This is a genomic window from Burkholderia sp. 28_3, assembly GCF_003253915.1.
GTDB lineage: Bacteria > Pseudomonadota > Gammaproteobacteria > Burkholderiales > Burkholderiaceae > Burkholderia > Burkholderia cenocepacia.
Map to the genome: position 1 here is coordinate 18304 of NZ_QKZF01000013.1, position 19718 is coordinate 38021.

33 protein-coding genes are annotated in these 19718 nt (G+C 59.9%); all 33 read left to right on the plus strand.

The annotated features are described in order from the left end of the window. Positions 1-213 precede the first annotated feature (213 nt). The 33 genes from rpsL to rplQ all read left to right on the plus strand — a co-directional run bounded on the left by rpsL (position 214) and on the right by rplQ (position 19614). The gene (gene rpsL, locus DFS13_RS24335) at positions 214-594 is read left to right on the plus strand and encodes a 30S ribosomal protein S12 (protein WP_006400662.1); all 381 of its coding nucleotides are present in this window, start codon (positions 214-216) and stop codon (positions 592-594) included. Positions 595-766: 172 nt separating this feature from the next. Beyond that, positions 767-1237 (plus strand): 30S ribosomal protein S7, encoded by a 471-nt coding sequence (gene rpsG, locus DFS13_RS24340; protein ID WP_006477195.1) that lies wholly within the window; start codon positions 767-769, stop codon positions 1235-1237. Between the two features lie 123 nt (positions 1238-1360). After that, a complete protein-coding gene (fusA, locus tag DFS13_RS24345) occupies positions 1361-3463 on the plus strand; it encodes an elongation factor G (protein ID WP_006482929.1) in 2103 nt (700 codons plus the stop codon). A 42-nt stretch (positions 3464-3505) separates the two neighbouring features. Beyond that, a complete protein-coding gene (gene tuf, locus DFS13_RS24350) occupies positions 3506-4696 on the plus strand; it encodes an elongation factor Tu (RefSeq protein ID WP_006482910.1) in 1191 nt (396 codons plus the stop codon). Between the two features lie 287 nt (positions 4697-4983). Next, entirely contained in the window at positions 4984-5295 is a 312-nt protein-coding gene (gene rpsJ / locus DFS13_RS24355; protein WP_004199280.1) for a 30S ribosomal protein S10, read from the plus strand. Positions 5296-5473: 178 nt separating this feature from the next. Beyond that, positions 5474-6124, plus strand: coding sequence for a 50S ribosomal protein L3 (gene rplC / locus DFS13_RS24360; RefSeq protein ID WP_006482922.1), 651 nt, complete (start codon positions 5474-5476; stop codon positions 6122-6124). Then, entirely contained in the window at positions 6124-6744 is a 621-nt protein-coding gene (gene rplD / locus DFS13_RS24365) for a 50S ribosomal protein L4 (RefSeq protein ID WP_006477192.1), read from the plus strand. The genes rplC and rplD overlap by 1 nt, the downstream gene beginning before the upstream one ends. Further along, positions 6741-7055 (plus strand): 50S ribosomal protein L23, encoded by a 315-nt coding sequence (gene rplW, locus DFS13_RS24370; protein WP_004199275.1) that lies wholly within the window; start codon positions 6741-6743, stop codon positions 7053-7055. The genes rplD and rplW overlap by 4 nt, the downstream gene beginning before the upstream one ends. A 2-nt stretch (positions 7056-7057) precedes the next feature. Next, a complete protein-coding gene (gene rplB / locus DFS13_RS24375) occupies positions 7058-7885 on the plus strand; it encodes a 50S ribosomal protein L2 (protein ID WP_006482900.1) in 828 nt (275 codons plus the stop codon). 10 nt (positions 7886-7895) lie between these two features. After that, the gene (gene rpsS, locus DFS13_RS24380) at positions 7896-8171 is read left to right on the plus strand and encodes a 30S ribosomal protein S19 (RefSeq protein WP_004199273.1); all 276 of its coding nucleotides are present in this window, start codon (positions 7896-7898) and stop codon (positions 8169-8171) included. 12 nt (positions 8172-8183) lie between these two features. After that, the gene (gene rplV / locus DFS13_RS24385; RefSeq protein ID WP_004199272.1) at positions 8184-8513 is read left to right on the plus strand and encodes a 50S ribosomal protein L22; all 330 of its coding nucleotides are present in this window, start codon (positions 8184-8186) and stop codon (positions 8511-8513) included. An 11-nt stretch (positions 8514-8524) separates the two neighbouring features. Continuing rightward, positions 8525-9325, plus strand: a complete 801-nt coding sequence (rpsC, locus tag DFS13_RS24390) for a 30S ribosomal protein S3 (protein WP_006482899.1) — start codon at positions 8525-8527, stop codon at positions 9323-9325. A gap of 2 nt (positions 9326-9327) precedes the next feature. Beyond that, entirely contained in the window at positions 9328-9744 is a 417-nt protein-coding gene (gene rplP, locus DFS13_RS24395; RefSeq protein ID WP_006482873.1) for a 50S ribosomal protein L16, read from the plus strand. A gap of 9 nt (positions 9745-9753) precedes the next feature. Beyond that, positions 9754-9948, plus strand: coding sequence for a 50S ribosomal protein L29 (rpmC, locus tag DFS13_RS24400; protein ID WP_006400652.1), 195 nt, complete (start codon positions 9754-9756; stop codon positions 9946-9948). After that, entirely contained in the window at positions 9945-10217 is a 273-nt protein-coding gene (gene rpsQ, locus DFS13_RS24405; protein ID WP_006477189.1) for a 30S ribosomal protein S17, read from the plus strand. Before rpmC ends, rpsQ begins: the two co-directional genes overlap by 4 nt. Before the next feature lie 309 nt (positions 10218-10526). Continuing rightward, entirely contained in the window at positions 10527-10895 is a 369-nt protein-coding gene (gene rplN / locus DFS13_RS24410) for a 50S ribosomal protein L14 (RefSeq protein ID WP_006482918.1), read from the plus strand. A 9-nt stretch (positions 10896-10904) separates the two neighbouring features. Beyond that, on the plus strand, positions 10905-11213 hold the full coding sequence (gene rplX, locus DFS13_RS24415) for a 50S ribosomal protein L24 (RefSeq protein WP_006477187.1): 309 nt from the start codon (positions 10905-10907) through the stop codon (positions 11211-11213). Positions 11214-11229: 16 nt separating this feature from the next. Continuing rightward, positions 11230-11769, plus strand: a complete 540-nt coding sequence (gene rplE / locus DFS13_RS24420; protein ID WP_006482882.1) for a 50S ribosomal protein L5 — start codon at positions 11230-11232, stop codon at positions 11767-11769. A 7-nt stretch (positions 11770-11776) separates the two neighbouring features. Continuing rightward, positions 11777-12082, plus strand: coding sequence for a 30S ribosomal protein S14 (gene rpsN / locus DFS13_RS24425; protein ID WP_006482884.1), 306 nt, complete (start codon positions 11777-11779; stop codon positions 12080-12082). Positions 12083-12096: 14 nt separating this feature from the next. Further along, positions 12097-12492 carry a 30S ribosomal protein S8 gene (gene rpsH / locus DFS13_RS24430; RefSeq protein ID WP_006477185.1) on the plus strand — a complete coding sequence of 132 codons (396 nt, stop codon included), beginning with the start codon at positions 12097-12099 and terminating at the stop codon, positions 12490-12492. 18 nt (positions 12493-12510) lie between these two features. Then, the gene (rplF, locus tag DFS13_RS24435) at positions 12511-13041 is read left to right on the plus strand and encodes a 50S ribosomal protein L6 (RefSeq protein ID WP_006477184.1); all 531 of its coding nucleotides are present in this window, start codon (positions 12511-12513) and stop codon (positions 13039-13041) included. Positions 13042-13053: 12 nt separating this feature from the next. Beyond that, on the plus strand, positions 13054-13419 hold the full coding sequence (gene rplR, locus DFS13_RS24440; protein WP_006477183.1) for a 50S ribosomal protein L18: 366 nt from the start codon (positions 13054-13056) through the stop codon (positions 13417-13419). 14 nt (positions 13420-13433) lie between these two features. Beyond that, positions 13434-13952: a 30S ribosomal protein S5 gene (rpsE, locus tag DFS13_RS24445; RefSeq protein ID WP_006482895.1), complete on the plus strand. Its 519-nt coding sequence runs from the start codon at positions 13434-13436 to the stop codon at positions 13950-13952. A 15-nt stretch (positions 13953-13967) separates the two neighbouring features. Continuing rightward, positions 13968-14150 carry a 50S ribosomal protein L30 gene (gene rpmD, locus DFS13_RS24450; protein ID WP_006400644.1) on the plus strand — a complete coding sequence of 61 codons (183 nt, stop codon included), beginning with the start codon at positions 13968-13970 and terminating at the stop codon, positions 14148-14150. A gap of 26 nt (positions 14151-14176) precedes the next feature. Further along, positions 14177-14611, plus strand: a complete 435-nt coding sequence (rplO, locus tag DFS13_RS24455) for a 50S ribosomal protein L15 (RefSeq protein ID WP_006482880.1) — start codon at positions 14177-14179, stop codon at positions 14609-14611. A 42-nt stretch (positions 14612-14653) separates the two neighbouring features. Beyond that, the gene (gene secY / locus DFS13_RS24460) at positions 14654-16003 is read left to right on the plus strand and encodes a preprotein translocase subunit SecY (protein ID WP_006482915.1); all 1350 of its coding nucleotides are present in this window, start codon (positions 14654-14656) and stop codon (positions 16001-16003) included. A gap of 7 nt (positions 16004-16010) precedes the next feature. Beyond that, positions 16011-16229 (plus strand): translation initiation factor IF-1, encoded by a 219-nt coding sequence (gene infA, locus DFS13_RS24465; protein ID WP_004521905.1) that lies wholly within the window; start codon positions 16011-16013, stop codon positions 16227-16229. Positions 16230-16249: 20 nt separating this feature from the next. Then, complete coding sequence (gene rpmJ, locus DFS13_RS24470; RefSeq protein ID WP_004199844.1) at positions 16250-16366, plus strand: 50S ribosomal protein L36; 117 nt, start codon at positions 16250-16252, stop codon at positions 16364-16366. Between the two features lie 38 nt (positions 16367-16404). Further along, on the plus strand, positions 16405-16770 hold the full coding sequence (rpsM, locus tag DFS13_RS24475) for a 30S ribosomal protein S13 (protein WP_006400641.1): 366 nt from the start codon (positions 16405-16407) through the stop codon (positions 16768-16770). Positions 16771-16798: 28 nt separating this feature from the next. Next, complete coding sequence (rpsK, locus tag DFS13_RS24480; protein WP_004197937.1) at positions 16799-17200, plus strand: 30S ribosomal protein S11; 402 nt, start codon at positions 16799-16801, stop codon at positions 17198-17200. A gap of 154 nt (positions 17201-17354) precedes the next feature. Next, on the plus strand, positions 17355-17978 hold the full coding sequence (gene rpsD / locus DFS13_RS24485) for a 30S ribosomal protein S4 (protein WP_006477177.1): 624 nt from the start codon (positions 17355-17357) through the stop codon (positions 17976-17978). Positions 17979-18102: 124 nt separating this feature from the next. Continuing rightward, positions 18103-19080, plus strand: coding sequence for a DNA-directed RNA polymerase subunit alpha (locus DFS13_RS24490; RefSeq protein ID WP_006477176.1), 978 nt, complete (start codon positions 18103-18105; stop codon positions 19078-19080). Positions 19081-19218: 138 nt separating this feature from the next. Further along, entirely contained in the window at positions 19219-19614 is a 396-nt protein-coding gene (rplQ, locus tag DFS13_RS24495) for a 50S ribosomal protein L17 (protein ID WP_006477175.1), read from the plus strand. Positions 19615-19718: the final 104 nt, after the last annotated feature.

Sequence of the window (19718 nt, forward strand, 5' to 3'; positions counted from 1 at the left end):
CCCCTCACGTAAACCGCGCGATCGGCCGGCAGATCACGCAAGCCGTTGACTTAGTTGGCATTTCCGGAATATCATGCTGGGTTCCGGTATTCGGTGGGCCGAGTCGCGTTCAATAGTTCGCGCCCGATTCGCCGGTTCGGAAGTCAACTGTGCGTCGATTCTCGCTTTGCCCGAAATCGGCGTGCAGATTTTGTTCAATTTCAGGAATAAACAATGCCAACCATCAACCAACTGGTTCGCAAAGGCCGTCAGTCGGAAACGACGAAGAGCAAGAGCCCGGCCCTGCAGGACTGCCCCCAGCGTCGCGGCGTGTGCACCCGTGTGTACACGACGACGCCGAAGAAGCCGAACTCGGCACTCCGTAAGGTCGCCAAGGTTCGTCTGACGAACGGCTTCGAAGTGATTTCGTACATCGGCGGTGAAGGCCACAACCTGCAGGAACACTCGGTTGTGCTGATCCGCGGCGGCCGTGTGAAGGACTTGCCGGGTGTGCGTTACCACATGGTTCGCGGCTCGCTGGATACCCAGGGCGTCAAGGACCGTAAGCAAGCGCGCTCGAAGTACGGCGCGAAGCGTGCAAAGGCTGCCAAGTAAGCAGTTTTTGATCAGGGATCGCCGCAGGGCGGTCAAGGCGGGAGTGCCGGATTGCCGGTGCTGTCGAGTAAGTGGTCACCCGGCCAAGCTGGTTAGTCGTGAAGATGTGATCGGGTTTGTTGGTGGCCGCGGAGCTGAATCCAGCTCCAACTGAACAAGTAAAGGAAGAATCATGCCGCGTCGTCGCGAAGTCCCCAAGCGGGAAGTGTTGCCGGATCCGAAGTTCGGCAACGTTGATGTTGCCAAGTTCATGAACATGCTGATGCTGTCCGGCAAGAAGTCGGTCGCAGAGCGCATCGTTTATGGCGCATTCGAACAAATCCAGACCAAGGGTGGCAAGGACCCGCTGGAAGTGTTCACGGTTGCGCTCAACAACGTGAAGCCGGTGGTCGAAGTGAAGAGCCGTCGCGTTGGTGGTGCCAACTATCAAGTTCCGGTCGAAGTGCGCCCGTCGCGTCGTATGGCATTGGCGATGCGCTGGCTGCGTGAGGCTGCGAAGAAGCGTAGCGAGAAGTCGATGGCCCTGCGCCTGGCAGGTGAACTCTCCGAAGCGGCCGAAGGCCGTGGCGGCGCGATGAAGAAGCGCGACGAAGTTCACCGCATGGCAGAAGCCAACCGCGCGTTCTCGCATTTCCGTTTCTAAGCGCCTGGCTGGGCTGTTTGCGGAAATAAATTCCGGGCGGGTGCGCTTTTCAGGCGCCTCGCCCGTTTGTGTTGAGGCGTGATGCAGCAGGGCTGCGTCACGTCATCCCAGTAGAGGATCAAAGTGGCTCGCAAGACTCCTATCGAGCGCTACCGCAATATCGGTATTAGCGCTCACATCGACGCCGGCAAAACGACGACGACCGAGCGCATTCTGTTTTACACCGGTGTGAACCACAAGATCGGTGAAGTCCACGACGGCGCAGCCACGATGGACTGGATGGAGCAGGAACAGGAACGTGGCATCACGATCACGTCCGCTGCTACCACGGCCTTCTGGAAGGGCATGGGCGGCAACTATCCGGAACACCGCATCAACATCATCGACACCCCGGGCCACGTCGACTTCACGATCGAAGTGGAGCGTTCGATGCGCGTGCTCGACGGCGCGTGCATGGTGTACTGCGCAGTGGGCGGCGTGCAGCCGCAGTCGGAAACGGTGTGGCGTCAGGCGAACAAGTACAAGGTGCCGCGTCTCGCGTTCGTCAACAAGATGGACCGTACCGGCGCGAACTTCTTCAAGGTCTACGACCAGCTCCGTCTGCGCCTGAAGGCGAACCCGGTTCCGGTCGTGGTGCCGATCGGCGCGGAAGAAAACTTCAAGGGCGTCGTCGACCTGATCAAGATGAAGGCGATCATTTGGGACGAAGCGTCGCAAGGCACGAAGTTCGACTACGTCGACATCCCGGCCGAGCTCGCGGAGACCTGCAAGGAATGGCGCGAAAAGATGGTCGAAGTGGCTGCCGAAGCCAGCGAAGACCTGATGAACAAGTACCTGGAAGAAGGCGATCTGCCGGAAGCCGACATCGTCAAGGCGCTGCGTGATCGTACGATCGCGTGCGAAATCCAGCCGATGCTGTGCGGTACCGCGTTCAAGAACAAGGGCGTGCAGCGTATGCTCGACGCCGTGATCGACTTCCTGCCGTCGCCGGTCGACATCCCGCCGGTCAAGGGCGAACTCGAAAACGGTGAAGAAGCAGAGCGCAAGGCATCGGACGAAGAGAAGTTCTCGTCGCTCGCGTTCAAGATCATGACCGACCCGTTCGTCGGCCAGCTGATCTTCTTCCGTGTGTACTCGGGCGTCGTCAACTCGGGCGACACGCTGCTGAACTCGACCAAGGGCAAGAAGGAACGCCTCGGTCGTATTCTGCAGATGCACGCGAACCAGCGTGAAGAAATCAAGGAAGTCCGCGCAGGCGACATCGCTGCAGCGGTCGGCCTGAAGGAAGCAACCACGGGCGACACGCTGTGCGACCCGGCGAACCCGATCGTTCTCGAACGCATGGTGTTCCCGGAGCCGGTGATTTCGCAGGCGGTCGAGCCGAAGACCAAGGCCGACCAGGAAAAGATGGGCCTCGCCCTGAACCGTCTGGCTCAGGAAGACCCGTCGTTCCGCGTGCAGACCGACGAAGAGTCGGGCCAGACCATCATTTCGGGCATGGGCGAGCTCCACCTCGAAATTCTGGTCGACCGGATGAAGCGTGAATTCGGCGTGGAAGCGACCGTCGGCAAGCCGCAGGTTGCGTACCGCGAAACGATCCGTTCGACGGCGAAGGATGTCGACGGCAAGTTCGTCAAGCAGTCGGGTGGTCGCGGCCAGTACGGTCACGCGGTCATCACGCTCGAGCCGAACGAACAAGGCAAGGGCTACGAGTTCTTCGACGAGATCAAGGGTGGTGTGATTCCGCGTGAATACATCCCGGCGGTCGACAAGGGTATCCAGGACACGCTGAAGTCGGGCGTGCTGGCTGGCTTCCCGGTCGTCGACGTGAAGGTTCACCTGACGTTCGGTTCGTACCACGACGTTGACTCGAACGAAAACGCGTTCCGCATGGCCGGTTCGATGGCGTTCAAGGAAGCGATGCGCAAGGCGAATCCGGTCGTCCTCGAGCCGATGATGGCTGTCGAAGTCGAGACGCCGGAAGACTACATGGGCAACGTGATGGGCGACCTGTCGGGCCGTCGCGGTATCGTCCAGGGCATGGAAGACATGGTTGGCGGCGGTAAGATCGTGCGCGCCGAAGTGCCGCTGTCGGAAATGTTCGGCTACTCGACGTCGCTGCGCTCGCTGACGCAAGGTCGTGCAACGTACACGATGGAGTTCAAGCACTACGCTGAAGCTCCGCGCAACGTTGCCGAAGCGATCATCAGCGCGAAGTCGAAGTAAATCTGTAGCTACCAACTGATTATTTTTTGAAAGAAGAGAATCATGGCAAAAGAAAAGTTTGAGCGGACCAAGCCGCACGTGAACGTTGGTACGATTGGTCACGTTGACCACGGCAAGACGACGCTGACGGCAGCGATCACGACGGTTCTGACGAAGAAGTTCGGCGGCGAAGCGAAGGCATACGACCAGATCGACGCGGCACCGGAAGAAAAGGCGCGCGGCATCACGATCAACACGGCGCACGTCGAGTACGAAACGGCTAACCGCCACTACGCACACGTCGACTGCCCGGGCCACGCTGACTATGTGAAGAACATGATCACGGGCGCGGCGCAGATGGACGGTGCGATCCTGGTTTGCTCGGCAGCAGACGGCCCGATGCCGCAAACGCGTGAGCACATCCTGCTGGCGCGTCAGGTTGGCGTTCCGTACATCATCGTGTTCCTGAACAAGTGCGACATGGTGGACGACGCTGAACTGCTCGAGCTGGTCGAGATGGAAGTTCGCGAACTGCTGTCGAAGTACGACTTCCCGGGCGACGACACGCCGATCGTGAAGGGTTCGGCGAAGCTGGCGCTGGAAGGCGACACGGGCGAGCTGGGCGAAGTGGCGATCATGAGCCTGGCCGACGCGCTGGACACGTACATCCCGACGCCGGAGCGTGCAGTTGACGGCGCGTTCCTGATGCCGGTGGAAGACGTGTTCTCGATCTCGGGCCGTGGTACGGTGGTGACGGGTCGTGTCGAGCGCGGCATCGTGAAGGTCGGCGAGGAAATCGAAATCGTCGGTATCAAGCCGACGGTGAAGACGACCTGCACGGGCGTTGAAATGTTCCGCAAGCTGCTGGACCAAGGTCAGGCAGGCGACAACGTGGGTATCCTGCTGCGCGGCACGAAGCGTGAAGACGTGGAGCGTGGCCAGGTTCTGGCGAAGCCGGGTTCGATCACGCCGCACACGCACTTCACGGCTGAAGTGTACGTGCTGAGCAAGGACGAAGGCGGCCGTCACACGCCGTTCTTCAACAACTACCGTCCGCAGTTCTACTTCCGTACGACGGACGTGACGGGCTCGATCGAGCTGCCGAAGGACAAGGAAATGGTGATGCCGGGCGACAACGTGTCGATCACGGTGAAGCTGATCGCTCCGATCGCGATGGAAGAAGGTCTGCGCTTCGCGATCCGCGAAGGCGGCCGTACGGTCGGCGCCGGCGTCGTCGCCAAGATCATCGAGTAATATCGACGATCCGCGGGTCCCGGTGGGGTCCGCGATTCCCGCGGTACGCCGTTGTACCGCCGAAACCGGGTGCCCAGCTTGTGCTGGCGCCCGGTTTTGTTTTTGCGGCCGCGCGTTGCACGGGCCGAGAAACACGCCACACTGCTCCAGAATTTCGTGTAGAATCGCGGGCTTAGCAGTGGAAGTACCGTCCGGAACCTGATGCTTCGCTCCCCGCTGGTGTCATGTTTCACGTTCTTTTAGTGTCCGGCGATGCAATATCGCCTCGCTCTTTTCAAGGAATTGTCATGCAGCAACAGAAAATCCGCATTCGCCTGAAGGCTTTCGACTATCGTCTGATCGATCAATCGGCTGCCGAAATCGTCGATACCGCGAAGCGGACTGGCGCAATCGTCCGTGGCCCGGTGCCGCTGCCGACGCGCATCCAGCGTTTTGACATCCTGCGTTCGCCGCACGTCAACAAGACGTCGCGCGATCAGCTCGAAATCCGTACCCACCAGCGCCTGATGGACATCGTCGACCCGACGGACAAGACCGTCGACGCGCTGATGAAGCTCGACCTGCCGGCTGGCGTCGACGTGGAAATCAAGCTGCAGTAAGGCTTTCGGCGCCGACCGGCGTGCCGGATGGCGCTAAGTCTTTGTATTGCTTGCGGAAATCGAGAAGTCGGGCTATACTGCTTGGCTTTTCGCGTATTCGCGTAAAAAAGTTGGGCCTTGCGTGCCCGGCATTTTGTAAATCAGCCCCGACCAATCGCAGTCGGGAATGGAGAAAATGATGAGCCTTGGACTCGTAGGTCGCAAGGTTGGCATGACCCGTATCTTCACGGCGGAAGGGGATTCGATTCCCGTCACCGTGCTGGACGTGTCGGACAACCGCGTGACGCAGATCAAGACTGTTGAAACCGACGGCTACACGGCCGTGCAGGTTGCATTCGGCTCCCGCCGCGCATCGCGCGTGACGAAGCCGCTGGCAGGTCATCTCGCCAAAGCCGGTGTCGAAGCCGGTGAAATCCTCAAGGAATTCCGCATTGACGCGGCCAAGGCAGCCGAGCTGTCGAATGGCGCCGTGGTCGGTGCAGATCTTTTCGAAGTGGGCCAGAAGGTCGACGTGCAAGGCGTGTCGATCGGTAAGGGCTACGCCGGTACGATCAAGCGTTACAACTTCTCCTCCGGCCGTGCCACGCACGGTAACTCGCGCTCGCACAACGTGCCGGGCTCGATCGGTATGGCGCAGGATCCGGGTCGTGTTTTCCCGGGTAAACGCATGACGGGTCACATGGGTGACGTGACGGTGACGGTGCAGAACCTCGAAATCGCTCGTATCGACGCAGAGCGCAAGCTGCTGCTCGTGAAGGGTGCGATTCCGGGCGCGAAGGGCGGCAAGGTCTTCGTGACGCCGGCCGTCAAGACCAAGGGGGCGAAATAATGGAACTCAAGCTCCTGAACGAAAATGGTCAGGAAGGTGCAGTGGTCAACGCATCGGACGTCGTGTTCGGTCGTGACTACAACGAAGCGCTGATCCACCAGGTCGTCGTCGCTTACCAGGCGAATGCTCGCCAGGGTAACCGCGCACAGAAGGACCGTGAGCAAGTCAAGCACACGACCAAGAAGCCGTGGCGCCAGAAGGGTACGGGCCGCGCTCGTGCCGGTATGTCGTCGAGCCCGCTGTGGCGTGGCGGTGGTCGTATCTTCCCGAATTCGCCGGAAGAAAACTTCTCGCACAAGGTCAACAAGAAGATGCATCGCGCAGGTCTCTGCTCGATCTTCTCGCAGCTGGCCCGTGAAGGCCGTCTGTCGGTCGTCGAGGACATCATCCTCGAAGCGCCGAAGACCAAGCTGCTGGCCGACAAATTCAAGACCATGGGTCTCGACTCCGTGCTGATCATCACCGACACGGTCGACGAGAACCTGTACCTGGCTTCGCGCAACCTGCCGCACGTGGCGATTGTCGAGCCGCGCTACGCTGACCCGCTGTCGCTGATCTACTTCAAGAAAGTGCTGGTCACGAAGGCTGCGGTCGCCCAGATCGAGGAGTTGCTGTCATGAGCGAGATTCGCAAGAACGATCATCGTTTGATGCAGGTCCTGCTCGCACCGGTGATCTCGGAAAAGGCGACGCTGGTTGCCGACAAGAACGAGCAAGTCGTGTTCGAAGTCGCACCGGATGCCACGAAGCAGGAAGTGAAGGCGGCTGTCGAGCTGCTGTTCAAGGTTGAAGTTGATTCCGTCAACGTGCTGGTTCAGAAGGGCAAGCAAAAGCGCTTTGGCCGTTCGATGGGCCGCCGCAAGGACGTGAAGAAGGCGTACGTCTGCCTGAAGCCCGGCCAGGAAATCAACTTTGAAGCGGAGGCCAAGTAATCATGGCAATCGTTAAAGTTAAGCCGACATCGCCGGGTCGCCGCGCGATGGTCAAGGTGGTCAACAAGAACCTGCACCAGGGCAAGCCGTTCGCGGCACTGCTCGACTCGCAGAGCTCGACCGCCGGCCGTAACAACAACGGTCGTATCACCACGCGTCACAAGGGTGGTGGTCACAAGCAGCACTACCGTATCGTCGATTTCCGTCGCACGAAGGACGGCATCCCGGCAAAGGTCGAACGTCTCGAGTACGACCCGAACCGCAGCGCGAACATCGCGCTGGTGCTCTACGCAGACGGCGAACGTCGCTACATCATCGCCCCGAAGGGCCTGACCGTCGGCCAACAGCTGATGTCGGGTTCGGAAGCGCCGATCCGTGCAGGCAACACGCTGCCGATCCGCAACATTCCGGTCGGTACGACGATCCACTGCATCGAGATGCTGCCGGGCAAGGGCGCGCAAATGGCGCGTTCGGCTGGCACGTCGGCCATGCTGCTGGCACGCGAAGGCGTCTACGCGCAGGTTCGTCTGCGTTCGGGCGAAATCCGCCGCGTGCACATCGAGTGCCGTGCAACGATCGGTGAAGTCGGCAACGAAGAGCACAGCCTGCGCCAGATCGGCAAGGCTGGCGCGAACCGCTGGCGCGGTATCCGCCCGACGGTGCGTGGCGTTGCGATGAACCCGGTTGATCACCCGCACGGTGGTGGTGAGGGCAAGACGGCTGCAGGTCGCGACCCGGTGAGCCCGTGGGGTACGCCGGCTAAGGGTTACCGCACCCGCAGCAACAAGCGCACGACGACGATGATCGTCCAGCGCCGTCACAAGCGTTAAGGAGTAGGCAATGGCACGTTCTGTAAAAAAAGGTCCGTTCTGCGACGCCCATTTGCTGAAGAAAGTTGAGGCGGCTGCAGCTTCGCGCGACAAAAAGCCGATCAAGACCTGGTCGCGTCGCTCGACGATTCTGCCGGATTTCATCGGCCTGACGATCGCTGTTCACAACGGCCGTCAACACGTTCCGGTGTACATCTCGGAAAACATGGTCGGCCACAAGCTTGGCGAGTTCGCACTGACCCGTACGTTCAAGGGTCACGCAGCCGACAAGAAGGCCAAGAAATAAGGGGCAATCAAGATGGAAGTGAAAGCAATTCATCGCGGTGCCCGCATCTCGGCGCAAAAAACGCGCCTTGTGGCTGACCAGATCCGCGGTTTGCCGGTCGACAAGGCGCTGAACGTTCTGACGTTCTCGCCGAAGAAGGCGGCTGGCATCGTGAAGAAGGTTGTGCTGTCGGCAATCGCGAATGCGGAGCACAACGAAGGCGCTGATATCGACGAGCTCAAGATCAAGAGCATCTACGTCGACAAGGCTGCATCGCTCAAGCGTTTCACCGCGCGCGCAAAGGGCCGCGGTAACCGCATCGAGAAGCAATCCTGTCACATCACTGTGACGGTCGGGAATTAAGGAGCCATACGATGGGACAGAAAATTCATCCGACTGGCTTCCGCCTGGCTGTCAGCCGCAATTGGGCTTCGCGTTGGTACGCGAACAACAACAATTTCGCGGCGATGCTGCAGGAAGACATCGGTGTTCGTGAATACCTGAAGAAGAAGCTGAAGAACGCTTCGGTCGGTCGGGTCGTCATCGAGCGTCCGGCGAAGAACGCGCGCATCACGATTTACAGCTCGCGTCCGGGCGTGGTCATCGGCAAGAAGGGCGAGGATATCGAACAGCTGAAGACGGAACTGCAACGCCGCATGGGCGTGCCGGTTCACGTCAACATCGAAGAAATCCGCAAGCCGGAAACCGATGCTCAGCTGATCGCTGACTCGATCACGCAACAGCTCGAGCGCCGGATCATGTTCCGTCGCGCGATGAAGCGTGCGATGCAGAACGCGATGCGTCTGGGTGCCCAAGGCATCAAGATCATGAGCGCAGGCCGTCTGAACGGTATCGAAATCGCTCGTACGGAGTGGTATCGCGAAGGTCGCGTGCCGCTTCACACGCTGCGTGCTGATATCGACTACGCGACTTCGGAAGCGAAGACGACTTACGGGATCATCGGCGTCAAGGTGTGGGTCTACAAGGGCGATACGCTCGGCCGCAACGACGCACCGGTGGTGGAAGAAGTAGCCGAAGACAAGCGTCCGCGTCGCAATGCGCGTCCGGGCGACCGTCGTCCGCGCCGTGACGGCGAAGGCGGCGCTCCGGGTGCTCGTCGTGGCGCACCGCGCCGTGGCGCCGGCAAGCCCGAAGACGGCAAGACTGGAGAATAACGATGCTGCAACCGAAACGCAGAAAGTATCGTAAAGAGCAGAAGGGTCGTAACACCGGCAAGGCGACGCGCGGCAACGCAGTGTCGTTCGGTGAATTCGGCCTGAAGGCGATCGGTCGCGGTCGTTTGACCGCACGTCAGATTGAAGCGGCGCGTCGTGCAATGACGCGTCACATCAAGCGTGGCGGCCGTATCTGGATCCGGATCTTCCCGGACAAGCCGATTTCGCAGAAGCCGGCCGAAGTGCGTATGGGTAACGGTAAGGGTAACCCGGAGTACTACGTCGCCGAGATTCAGCCGGGCAAGATGCTCTATGAAATGGACGGCGTAACCGAAGAACTGGCACGCGAAGCGTTCCGTCTGGCTGCAGCCAAGCTGCCGCTGAAGACGGCATTCATCGTGCGCCAGCTCGGCGCCTAAGGAGAAAACATGAAGGCTTCCGAACTTCTCCAGAAAGACCAGGCCGCGCTCAACAAGGAGCTGGCGGACCTGCTGAAGGCGCAATTCGGCCTGCGCATGCAACTCGCGACCCAGCAGCTCACGAACACGAGCCAGCTGAAGAAGGTTCGTCGCGACATCGCACGTGTGCGGACCGTCATGACTCAGAAGGCGAACCAGAAATGAACGATAGCGTGAAAACCTCGCTGAAGCGGACGCTGGTCGGTCGGGTCGTCAGCAACAAGATGGACAAGACCGTCACCGTGCTGATCGAGCACCGCGTCAAGCACCCGATCTACGGCAAGTATGTCGTGCGTTCGAAGAAGTACCACGCGCACGATGAAGCGAACACCTACAACGAAGGCGATCTCGTCGAAATTCAGGAAACGCGTCCTGTTTCGAAGACGAAGGCCTGGACGGTGTCGCGCCTCGTCGAAGCCGCTCGCGTCATCTAAGCGGGCAGCGCAGTAGGCAGTAACGGGCACTTCTCCACGAAGTGCTTGAAATCGCAAAGTTTTTGCTTGCGTGACCGGGATTATTTGTTATAATCCCGGTCTTCCCTCTTTATGGGAGCCCCGTCGCGGGCGAAGTTGGTGGGGGAAGCGGACTGGCGCCTGCCTGTCCGAAAGATTCACCGAATTGCGATGGCGGGTTTCGTTTGCCGTCGCTGCTGTTCCAACCCAAGCAGCCGATTGGCTGACGGGACCAAGACTGACCGAATGCATCATGGTGGTGCATCCGGATTAAGTTGGGAAAGACAAACCATGATCCAGACCGAATCTCGGCTCGAAGTAGCCGACAACACGGGTGCACGTGAAGTCCTGTGCATCAAGGTGCTCGGCGGCTCGAAGCGTCGTTATGCCGGCATTGGCGACATCATCAAGGTGAGCGTCAAAGAGGCAACGCCGCGCGGGCGCGTGAAGAAAGGCGAAATTTACAACGCCGTGGTGGTCCGCACCGCCAAGGGCGTGCGCCGTCAAGACGGCTCGCTGATCAAGTTCGACGGCAACGCCGCTGTGCTTTTGAATAACAAGCTCGAGCCGATCGGCACCCGTATTTTCGGGCCGGTGACGCGTGAGCTGCGTAGCGAACGATTCATGAAGATCGTTTCGCTGGCGCCGGAAGTGCTGTAAGGAGTCGCGATGAACAAGATTCGCAAAGGTGACGAAGTCATCGTCGTCACTGGCAAGGACAAGGGCAAGCGCGGCGTCGTGCTGGCTGTCGGTGCTGAACATGTGACGGTTGAAGGTATCAACCTCGTCAAGAAGCATGTGAAGCCGAACCCGATGAAGGGTACGACGGGCGGCGTGGAAGCGAAGACGATGCCCCTGCATATTTCGAACGTCGCACTGGTCGACGCGAATGGCAAGGCGTCGCGTGTTGGCATCAAGGTCGAGGAAGGCAAGAAGGTTCGCTTCCTGAAGACGACCGGTGCCGTACTGAGCGCCTGACGCAGCGGAGTAAAAAATGGCTCGTTTTCAAGAGTTTTACAAAGAAAAGGTTGTGCCCGGCCTGATCGAGAAGTTCGGTTACAAGTCGGTCATGGAAGTGCCGCGCATCACCAAGATCACGCTGAACATGGGTCTTGGCGAAGCGATCGCTGACAAGAAGATCATCGAGAACGCCGTTGGCGACCTCACGAAGATCGCCGGCCAGAAGCCGGTCGTCACGAAGGCCCGCAAGGCAATCGCAGGCTTCAAGATCCGCCAGGGTTACCCGATCGGCGCGATGGTGACGCTGCGTGGCCGCGCGATGTACGAATTCCTCGACCGTTTCGTGACGGTTGCCCTGCCCCGCGTGCGTGACTTCCGCGGCGTGTCGGGTCGTGCTTTCGATGGCCGTGGCAACTACAACATCGGTGTGAAAGAGCAGATCATTTTCCCCGAAATCGATTACGACAAGATCGACGCACTGCGTGGGCTGAACATCAGCATCACGACGACTGCGAAGACCGACGACGAAGCAAAGGCTCTGCTCGCCAGCTTCAAGTTCCCGTTCAGAAACTGAGGTTACCGTGGCTAAACTGGCACTGATCGAACGTGAAAAGAAGCGCGCCCGCCTGGTCGCGAAGTTCGCAGCAAAGCGCGAAGCGCTGAAGGCGATCGTCGAAGACCAAAGCAAGTCGGAAGAAGAGCGCTACGAAGCACGCCTGGAGCTGCAGCAACTGCCCCGCAACGCAAACCCGACCCGCCAGCGTAACCGCTGCGCGATCACGGGCCGTCCGCGTGGCACGTTCCGTAAATTCGGCCTCGCGCGTAACAAGATTCGTGAAATCGCATTCCGTGGCGAGATTCCTGGCCTGACCAAGGCGAGCTGGTAATAGGAGAAACGTAAATGAGCATGAGTGATCCTATCGCCGATATGCTGACTCGCATCCGCAACGCGCAGATGGTCGAGAAGGTATCGGTCGCGATGCCCTCGTCGAAGGTCAAGGTTGCAATCGCGCAAGTCCTGAAGGACGAAGGTTATATCGACGATTTCGCCGTGAAGGCGGAAGGTGCGAAGTCCGAACTGAATATCGCGCTGAAGTACTACGCAGGTCGCCCGGTCATCGAACGCCTCGAGCGCGTGTCGAAGCCTGGTCTGCGCGTGTACCGCGGCCGTAACGACATTCCGCAGGTCATGAATGGCCTCGGTGTGGCAATCGTGTCGACGCCGAAGGGCGTGATGACCGACCGCAAGGCGCGCGCTACCGGCGTCGGCGGCGAAGTCATCTGCTACGTCGCTTAAAGCCGAGGAGAGAGAAACATGTCTCGAGTAGGTAAGAGCCCGATCGCGCTGCAAGGCGCGGAAGTCAAGCTGGCCGACGGTGCAATCACCGTCAAGGGCCCGCTGGGCACCATCACGCAAGCGATCAATCCGCTCGTGAACGTGGCGAACAACGACGGCACGCTGAATCTGTCGCCGGTCGACGAAAGCCGCGAAGCAAATGCACTGTCGGGCACGATGCGCGCGATCATCGCGAATGCCGTGCACGGCGTGACCAAGGGTTTCGAGCGCAAGCTGACGCTGGTTGGCGTCGGTTACCGTGCGCAAGCGCAAGGCGACAAGCTGAACCTGTCGCTGGGTTTCTCGCACCCGGTGGTGCACCAGATGCCGGAAGGCGTCAAGGCTGAAACCCCGACGCAAACCGAAATCGTGATCAAGGGGATCAACAAGCAACAAGTCGGTCAAGTGGCTGCGGAAGTCCGCGGTTACCGTCCGCCGGAGCCGTACAAGGGCAAGGGCGTGCGTTATGCCGACGAGGTTGTGATCCTCAAAGAAACGAAGAAGAAGTAAGGGTGCGCAATCATGGATAAGACTCAATCTCGCCTGCGCCGCGCTCGCCAGACGCGTATCAAGATCGCTGAGCTGCAGGTCGCGCGTCTCGCCGTGCATCGCACGAACACGCACATCTACGCTCAAGTGTTCTCGCCCTGCGGCACCAAGGTGCTGGCCAGCGCGTCGACGCTCGAAGCGGAAGTGCGCGCAGAACTGGCCGACAAGTCGGGCAAGGGCGGCAACGTCAATGCCGCGACGCTGATCGGCAAGCGTATTGCCGAAAAGGCAAAGGCTGCCGGCATCGAATCCGTCGCCTTCGACCGCTCGGGCTTCCGCTACCACGGCCGCGTCAAGGCGCTGGCTGAGGCAGCTCGCGAAGCTGGGCTCAAGTTCTAAGGAAGGAATTCGTCATGGCAAAGATGCAAGCGAAAGTTCAGGCTGACGAGCGCGACGACGGCCTTCGCGAAAAGATGATTTCGGTCAACCGCGTGACCAAGGTCGTGAAGGGTGGCCGTATTCTCGGCTTCGCCGCACTGACCGTGGTTGGCGACGGTGATGGCCGCATCGGTATGGGCAAGGGCAAGGCGAAGGAAGTGCCGGTCGCTGTCCAGAAGGCAATGGAACAAGCTCGCCGCAACATGTTCAAGGTGCCGCTCAAGAACGGCACGCTGCAACACGAAGTGCACGGCAAGCACGGCGCATCCGCTGTCCTCCTCGCTCCGGCGAAGGCAGGTACGGGCGTGATCGCCGGCGGCCCGATGCGCGCAGTGTTCGACGTGATGGGCGTTCAGAACGTCGTGGCGAAGAGCCACGGTTCGACGAACCCGTACAACCTCGTTCGCGCCACGCTGGACGGCCTGCGCAAGCAGTCGACCCCGGCAGACATCGCGGCGAAGCGCGGCAAGTCCGTCGAAGAAATTTTGGGCTAAGCCCGGGTGGTCACCATGTCTGAAAAAACTGTCAAGGTTCAGCTCGTCAAGAGCCTGATCGGGACCCGCGAATCGCACCGCGCGACCGTGCGTGGCCTGGGCCTGCGCCGACTCAACTCGGTTAGCGAGCTGCAGGACACGCCGGCGGTCCGCGGCATGATCAACAAGGTCTCGTACCTCGTTAAGGTCATCGCGTAAGCGGCCCTACGGATCAAGGAGTTGATATGGAATTGAATAACCTGAAGCCGGCAGCTGGCGCCAAGCACGCCAAGCGTCGCGTCGGTCGTGGCATCGGTTCGGGCCTCGGCAAGACGGCTGGCCGTGGTCACAAGGGTCAGAAATCGCGTTCGGGCGGCTTCCACAAAGTCGGTTTCGAAGGCGGTCAGATGCCGCTGCAACGTCGTCTGCCGAAGCGCGGCTTCACGTCGCTGACGAAGGAATTCGTCGGTGAAGTGCGCCTGGGCGACCTCGAGAAGCTGCCGGTCGACGAGATCGATCTGCTCGCACTGAAGCAAGCCGGCCTGGTCGGCGAGCTGACGAAGAGCGCAAAGATCATCGCGACGGGCGAACTGAAGCGCAAGATCGTCGTGAAGGGTCTCGGTGCCACCAAGGGTGCGCGCGCTGCGATCGAAGCGGCTGGCGGTTCGTTCGCCGAGTGACACGCGTAGCGCGTCGTCACTTGCATTCATCGGAGAAGGTACTTGGCTAACAGCCCGAGTCTTGCAAAACCCGGTCGAAGCACGGCGAAATTCGGCGATCTGCGCCGGCGAGCGATGTTCCTGCTCCTGGCGCTGATCGTCTATCGCATCGGCGCGCACATTCCCGTGCCGGGCATCGATCCGGATCAACTGGCAAAGCTGTTCCAGAGCCAGGCGGGCGGCATCCTGGGCATGTTCAACATGTTCTCGGGTGGCGCGCTTTCCCGCTTCACGATCTTTGCGCTGGGGATCATGCCGTACATCTCGGCGTCGATCATCATGCAGTTGCTGGCGATCGTTTCGCCGCAGCTCGAGGCGCTGAAGAAGGAAGGGCAGGCAGGGCAACGGAAGATCACGCAGTACACGCGGTATTTCACCGTGGTGCTCGCGACCTTCCAGGCATTCGGTATCGCGGCTGCGCTGGAAAACCAGCCGGGCCTCGTCACCGATCCCGGCATGCTGTTCCGTCTGACGACGGTCGTGACGCTGGTAACGGGCACGATGTTCCTGATGTGGCTCGGTGAGCAGATTACCGAGCGTGGTCTGGGCAACGGTATCTCGATCATCATCTTCGGCGGGATCGCAGCAGGGTTCCCGAATGCCGTGGGTGGGTTGTTCGAGCTGGTGCGTACGGGTTCGATGAGCATCATTTCGGCGATCATCATCGTCGTTCTGATCGCCGCGGTGACTTACCTGGTCGTGTTCATCGAACGCGGTCAGCGCAAGATCCTCGTGAACTACGCAAAGCGTCAGGTCGGCAACAAGATCTACGGTGGGCAGTCGTCGCATCTGCCGCTGAAGCTGAACATGTCGGGCGTGATTCCGCCGATCTTTGCATCGTCGATCATTCTGTTCCCGGCAACGATTCTCGGCTGGTTCAGTACCGGTCAGCCGACAGGAAGCTGGATTTCCAATACGTTGCATAACGTTGCGGAAGCGCTGAAGCCGGGCCAGCCGGTCTATGTGCTGCTGTACACGCTGGCAATCGTGTTTTTCTGCTTCTTCTACACCGCACTGGTGTTCAACAGCAGGGAGACCGCAGACAACCTGAAGAAGAGCGGCGCGTTTGTTCCGGGCATCCGTCCGGGCGATCAGACCGCACGATATATCGACCGCATCCTCACGCGTCTGACGCTGGCCGGTGCGATCTACATCGTCTTCGTGTGTCTGCTGCCGGAATTCCTGGTGCTGCGCTGGAACGTGCCGTTTTATTTTGGTGGAACGTCGCTGCTGATCATTGTCGTCGTCACGATGGACTTTATGGCGCAGGTGCAGTCGTACGTTATGTCGCAACAGTATGAGTCACTGCTCAAGAAGGCTAACTTCAAGGGCGGCAACATCCCGATGCGTTGAAAGGACTATGGCCAAAGACGATGTAATCCAGATGCAGGGTGAGGTGATTGAAAACCTCCCGAATGCGACCTTCCGCGTGAAGCTGGAAAACGGCCATGTCGTGTTGGGGCATATTTCCGGGAAGATGCGGATGCACTACATCCGCATCCTGCCGGGCGACAAGGTGACGGTTGAATTGACGCCTTACGATCTGTCTCGTGCGCGGATCGTGTTCCGGGCGAAGTGATTTGAAAAAAGGGTATTATCATGAAAGTGATGGCATCGGTTAAGCGCATTTGCCGCAATTGCAAGATCATCAAGCGCAAAGGCGTCGTTCGCGTGATCTGCAGCTCGGATCCGCGCCACAAGCAGCGCCAAGGCTGACCGCGCGTTTGTTTGCGCTTTTTGTTTGAGGAAAAACAATGGCTCGTATCGCAGGGGTTAACATCCCGAATCACCAGCATACCGAGATCGGCCTGACGGCTATCTTCGGTATCGGCCGCACCCGTTCGCGCAGCATCTGCGTGGCAGCTGGCGTCGATTTTTCGAAGAAGGTCAAGGATCTGACCGACGCAGACCTGGAAAAGCTGCGTGAAGAAGTAGGCAAGTTTGTCGTCGAAGGCGATCTGCGCCGTGAAGTGACGATGAACATCAAGCGCCTGATGGACCTCGGTTGCTACCGCGGCGTCCGTCATCGCAAGGGCCTGCCGATGCGCGGTCAGCGTACGCGTACGAACGCACGTACCCGCAAGGGTCCGCGTCGTGCAGCGCAAGCGCTGAAGAAGTAAGCGGAACTGACAGTTACAGGAAAACGTAATGGCTAAGGCTTCGAACACCGCGGCGCAACGCGTTCGCAAGAAGGTTAAGAAGAACGTCGCTGAAGGCGTGGTTCACGTTCACGCGTCGTTCAACAACACGATCATCACGATCACCGATCGCCAAGGCAACGCTCTGGCATGGGCGACGTCGGGCGGTCAGGGCTTCAAGGGCTCGCGCAAATCGACGCCGTTCGCTGCTCAGGTCGCAGCCGAGTCGGCTGGCCGCGTCGCGATGGAATACGGCGTGAAGAATCTGGAAGTGCGGATCAAGGGCCCGGGCCCGGGTCGCGAGTCGGCAGTGCGCGCACTGCACGGCCTCGGCATCAAGATCACCGCGATTTCGGACGTCACCCCGATTCCGCACAACGGCTGCCGCCCGCCGAAGCGTCGTCGTATCTAAGGATGTGCTGGCACGTTCGTGCTAGCGCATTGCCTGTCGCCGCTCAGCGTCGACGGGCGTTGCTTTTTTGATTGACTAAGCCCACCGTTCGCCCCAAAGGGAGCGGACTAGCGCGGATTTCGATCCGCGTGACTGATTGATAAAGGAATGCAAAGTGGCACGTTATATCGGCCCCAAAGCCAAGCTGTCCCGCCGTGAAGGCACCGACCTGTTCCTGAAGAGCGCACGCCGCTCGCTCGCCGACAAGTGCAAGCTCGACAGCAAGCCGGGTCAGCACGGCCGTACCTCGGGCGCACGTACGTCCGACTACGGTACGCAGCTGCGCGAAAAGCAGAAGGTCAAGCGTATCTACGGCGTGCTGGAGCGTCAGTTCCGTCGTTACTTCGCCGAAGCCGATCGCCGCAAGGGCAACACGGGTGAAAACCTGCTGCAACTGCTCGAGTCGCGCCTCGACAACGTCGTGTATCGCATGGGCTTCGGCTCGACCCGCGCTGAAGCGCGTCAGCTGGTGAGCCACAAGTCGATCACCGTGAACGGCGTCGTCGCGAACGTCCCGTCGCAGCAAGTGAAGGCGGGTGACGTCGTCGCGATCCGCGAAAAGGCGAAGAAGCAGGCGCGTATCGTCGAAGCGCTGTCGCTGGCCGAGCAAGGCGGGATGCCGAGCTGGGTTGCAGTCGATGCGAAGAAGTTCGAAGGCACGTTCAAGCAAATGCCGGAACGCGCTGAAATCGCAGGCGACATCAACGAAAGCCTGATCGTCGAATTGTATTCGCGTTAATCCGATTGACGGCCGAGGTACCCCGATTGCGTTGCGCAAGGAGGGGCCTCGGCTGTTTATTTTCTGGTTGTTACCGGTCAGCCTTATCGGTGTAACGAGCCGAGGGTATTGAAAAGGAAAGCCCATGCAAACCAGTTTGCTGAAACCCAAGATCATCGCCGTGGAATCGCTGGGCGAGAACCACGCGAGGGTGGTCATGGAACCGTTCGAACGCGGTTACGGCCACACCTTGGGCAATGCGCTTCGCCGCGTGCTGCTGTCGTCGATGGTAGGCTACGCGCCGACCGAAGTCACGATCGCAGGCGTGGTGCACGAGTACTCGACGCTGGATGGCGTGCAGGAAGACGTCGTCAACCTGCTGCTGAACCTGAAGGGCGTGGTGTTCAAGCTGCATAACCGTGACGAAGTGACGGTTACGCTGCGCAAGGAAGGCGAAGGCGTCGTGACGGCCGGCGATATCGAGCTGGCTCATGATTGCGAAGTCATCAACCCGAATCACGTGATTGCGCACCTGTCGAAGGGTGGCAAGCTCGACGTTCAGATCAAGATCGAAAAGGGTCGCGGCTACGTGCCCGGCAACGTCCGTCGCTACGGCGAAGACACGGCCAAGATCATCGGCCGCATCGTCCTCGACGCCTCGTTCTCGCCGGTTCGCCGCGTGAGCTACGCGGTTGAAAGCGCACGTGTCGAGCAGCGTACCGACCTCGACAAGCTCGTGATGAACATCGAGACGAGCGGCGTGATCACGCCGGAAGAAGCGATCCGCCAGTCGGCCCGCATCCTGGTCGACCAGCTGTCCGTGTTCGCGGCGCTGGAAGGCACGGAAACGGCAGCCGAAGCGCCGTCGCGTGCACCGCAGATCGATCCGATCCTGCTGCGTCCGGTGGACGATCTCGAGCTGACGGTTCGTTCGGCGAACTGCCTGAAGGCCGAGAACATCTACTACATCGGCGATCTGATCCAGCGCACGGAAAACGAGCTGCTGAAGACGCCGAACCTCGGTCGCAAGTCGCTCAACGAGATCAAGGAAGTGCTCGCTTCGCGCGGTCTCACGCTGGGCATGAAGCTCGAGAACTGGCCGCCGGCTGGTCTCGACAAGTAAGCCCGGTTGTTGCTGTAGTTGGCAAAGATGCGGATTTTCCTTTAAAATCCGCATCTTGCTTTTTTTCGTTACCGGCCCGTGCACCCTCCGAGGTGCGATAGAAGAGCTGGATCAAAACTTTGAATCAAGGAAACTGAAATGCGCCATCGTCATGGTCTGCGGAAACTGAACCGCACGAGCAGCCACCGTCTGGCTATGCTCCGTAACATGTCCAACTCGCTGATCGAGCACGAAGTCATCAAGACGACGCTGCCGAAGGCGAAGGAACTCCGTAAAGTCGTCGAGCCGCTGATCACGCTCGGCAAGAAGCCGTCGCTGGCAAACCGTCGCCTGGCGTTCAACCGCCTGCGCGATCGTGACTCGGTGGCGAAGCTGTTCGACGTGCTCGGTCCGCGTTTCGCGAACCGTCCGGGCGGCTACCTGCGCGTGCTGAAGTTCGGCTTCCGCGTGGGCGACAACGCACCGATGGCACTGGTCGAACTGCTCGACCGTCCGGAAGTCGACGAAACGGAAAACGTGCAAGAAGCTGAGTAAGCTTCCGGTACGCAGCAGGATCTGAAAGGGGCCGAGCGAATGCTTGGCCCTTTTTGTTTTGGGATGTCGGCTGCGATCGATTGTCGCAGGCCGACGCCGGCAGC

Coding starts and splice junctions, on each gene's coding strand:
- rpsL (WP_006400662.1), top strand. CDS start 214: ATGCCAACCATCAACCAACTGGTTCGCAAAGGCCGTCAGTCGGAAACG.
- rpsG (WP_006477195.1), top strand. CDS start 767: ATGCCGCGTCGTCGCGAAGTCCCCAAGCGGGAAGTGTTGCCGGATCCG.
- tuf (WP_006482910.1), top strand. CDS start 3,506: ATGGCAAAAGAAAAGTTTGAGCGGACCAAGCCGCACGTGAACGTTGGT.
- rpsJ (WP_004199280.1), top strand. CDS start 4,984: ATGCAGCAACAGAAAATCCGCATTCGCCTGAAGGCTTTCGACTATCGT.
- rplC (WP_006482922.1), top strand. CDS start 5,474: ATGAGCCTTGGACTCGTAGGTCGCAAGGTTGGCATGACCCGTATCTTC.
- rplD (WP_006477192.1), top strand. CDS start 6,124: ATGGAACTCAAGCTCCTGAACGAAAATGGTCAGGAAGGTGCAGTGGTC.
- rplW (WP_004199275.1), top strand. CDS start 6,741: ATGAGCGAGATTCGCAAGAACGATCATCGTTTGATGCAGGTCCTGCTC.
- rplB (WP_006482900.1), top strand. CDS start 7,058: ATGGCAATCGTTAAAGTTAAGCCGACATCGCCGGGTCGCCGCGCGATG.
- rpsS (WP_004199273.1), top strand. CDS start 7,896: ATGGCACGTTCTGTAAAAAAAGGTCCGTTCTGCGACGCCCATTTGCTG.
- rplV (WP_004199272.1), top strand. CDS start 8,184: ATGGAAGTGAAAGCAATTCATCGCGGTGCCCGCATCTCGGCGCAAAAA.
- rpsC (WP_006482899.1), top strand. CDS start 8,525: ATGGGACAGAAAATTCATCCGACTGGCTTCCGCCTGGCTGTCAGCCGC.
- rplP (WP_006482873.1), top strand. CDS start 9,328: ATGCTGCAACCGAAACGCAGAAAGTATCGTAAAGAGCAGAAGGGTCGT.
- rpmC (WP_006400652.1), top strand. CDS start 9,754: ATGAAGGCTTCCGAACTTCTCCAGAAAGACCAGGCCGCGCTCAACAAG.
- rpsQ (WP_006477189.1), top strand. CDS start 9,945: ATGAACGATAGCGTGAAAACCTCGCTGAAGCGGACGCTGGTCGGTCGG.
- rplN (WP_006482918.1), top strand. CDS start 10,527: ATGATCCAGACCGAATCTCGGCTCGAAGTAGCCGACAACACGGGTGCA.
- rplX (WP_006477187.1), top strand. CDS start 10,905: ATGAACAAGATTCGCAAAGGTGACGAAGTCATCGTCGTCACTGGCAAG.
- rplE (WP_006482882.1), top strand. CDS start 11,230: ATGGCTCGTTTTCAAGAGTTTTACAAAGAAAAGGTTGTGCCCGGCCTG.
- rpsH (WP_006477185.1), top strand. CDS start 12,097: ATGAGCATGAGTGATCCTATCGCCGATATGCTGACTCGCATCCGCAAC.
- rplF (WP_006477184.1), top strand. CDS start 12,511: ATGTCTCGAGTAGGTAAGAGCCCGATCGCGCTGCAAGGCGCGGAAGTC.
- rplR (WP_006477183.1), top strand. CDS start 13,054: ATGGATAAGACTCAATCTCGCCTGCGCCGCGCTCGCCAGACGCGTATC.
- rpsE (WP_006482895.1), top strand. CDS start 13,434: ATGGCAAAGATGCAAGCGAAAGTTCAGGCTGACGAGCGCGACGACGGC.
- rpmD (WP_006400644.1), top strand. CDS start 13,968: ATGTCTGAAAAAACTGTCAAGGTTCAGCTCGTCAAGAGCCTGATCGGG.
- rplO (WP_006482880.1), top strand. CDS start 14,177: ATGGAATTGAATAACCTGAAGCCGGCAGCTGGCGCCAAGCACGCCAAG.
- infA (WP_004521905.1), top strand. CDS start 16,011: ATGGCCAAAGACGATGTAATCCAGATGCAGGGTGAGGTGATTGAAAAC.
- rpmJ (WP_004199844.1), top strand. CDS start 16,250: ATGAAAGTGATGGCATCGGTTAAGCGCATTTGCCGCAATTGCAAGATC.
- rpsM (WP_006400641.1), top strand. CDS start 16,405: ATGGCTCGTATCGCAGGGGTTAACATCCCGAATCACCAGCATACCGAG.
- rpsK (WP_004197937.1), top strand. CDS start 16,799: ATGGCTAAGGCTTCGAACACCGCGGCGCAACGCGTTCGCAAGAAGGTT.
- DFS13_RS24490 (WP_006477176.1), top strand. CDS start 18,103: ATGCAAACCAGTTTGCTGAAACCCAAGATCATCGCCGTGGAATCGCTG.
- rplQ (WP_006477175.1), top strand. CDS start 19,219: ATGCGCCATCGTCATGGTCTGCGGAAACTGAACCGCACGAGCAGCCAC.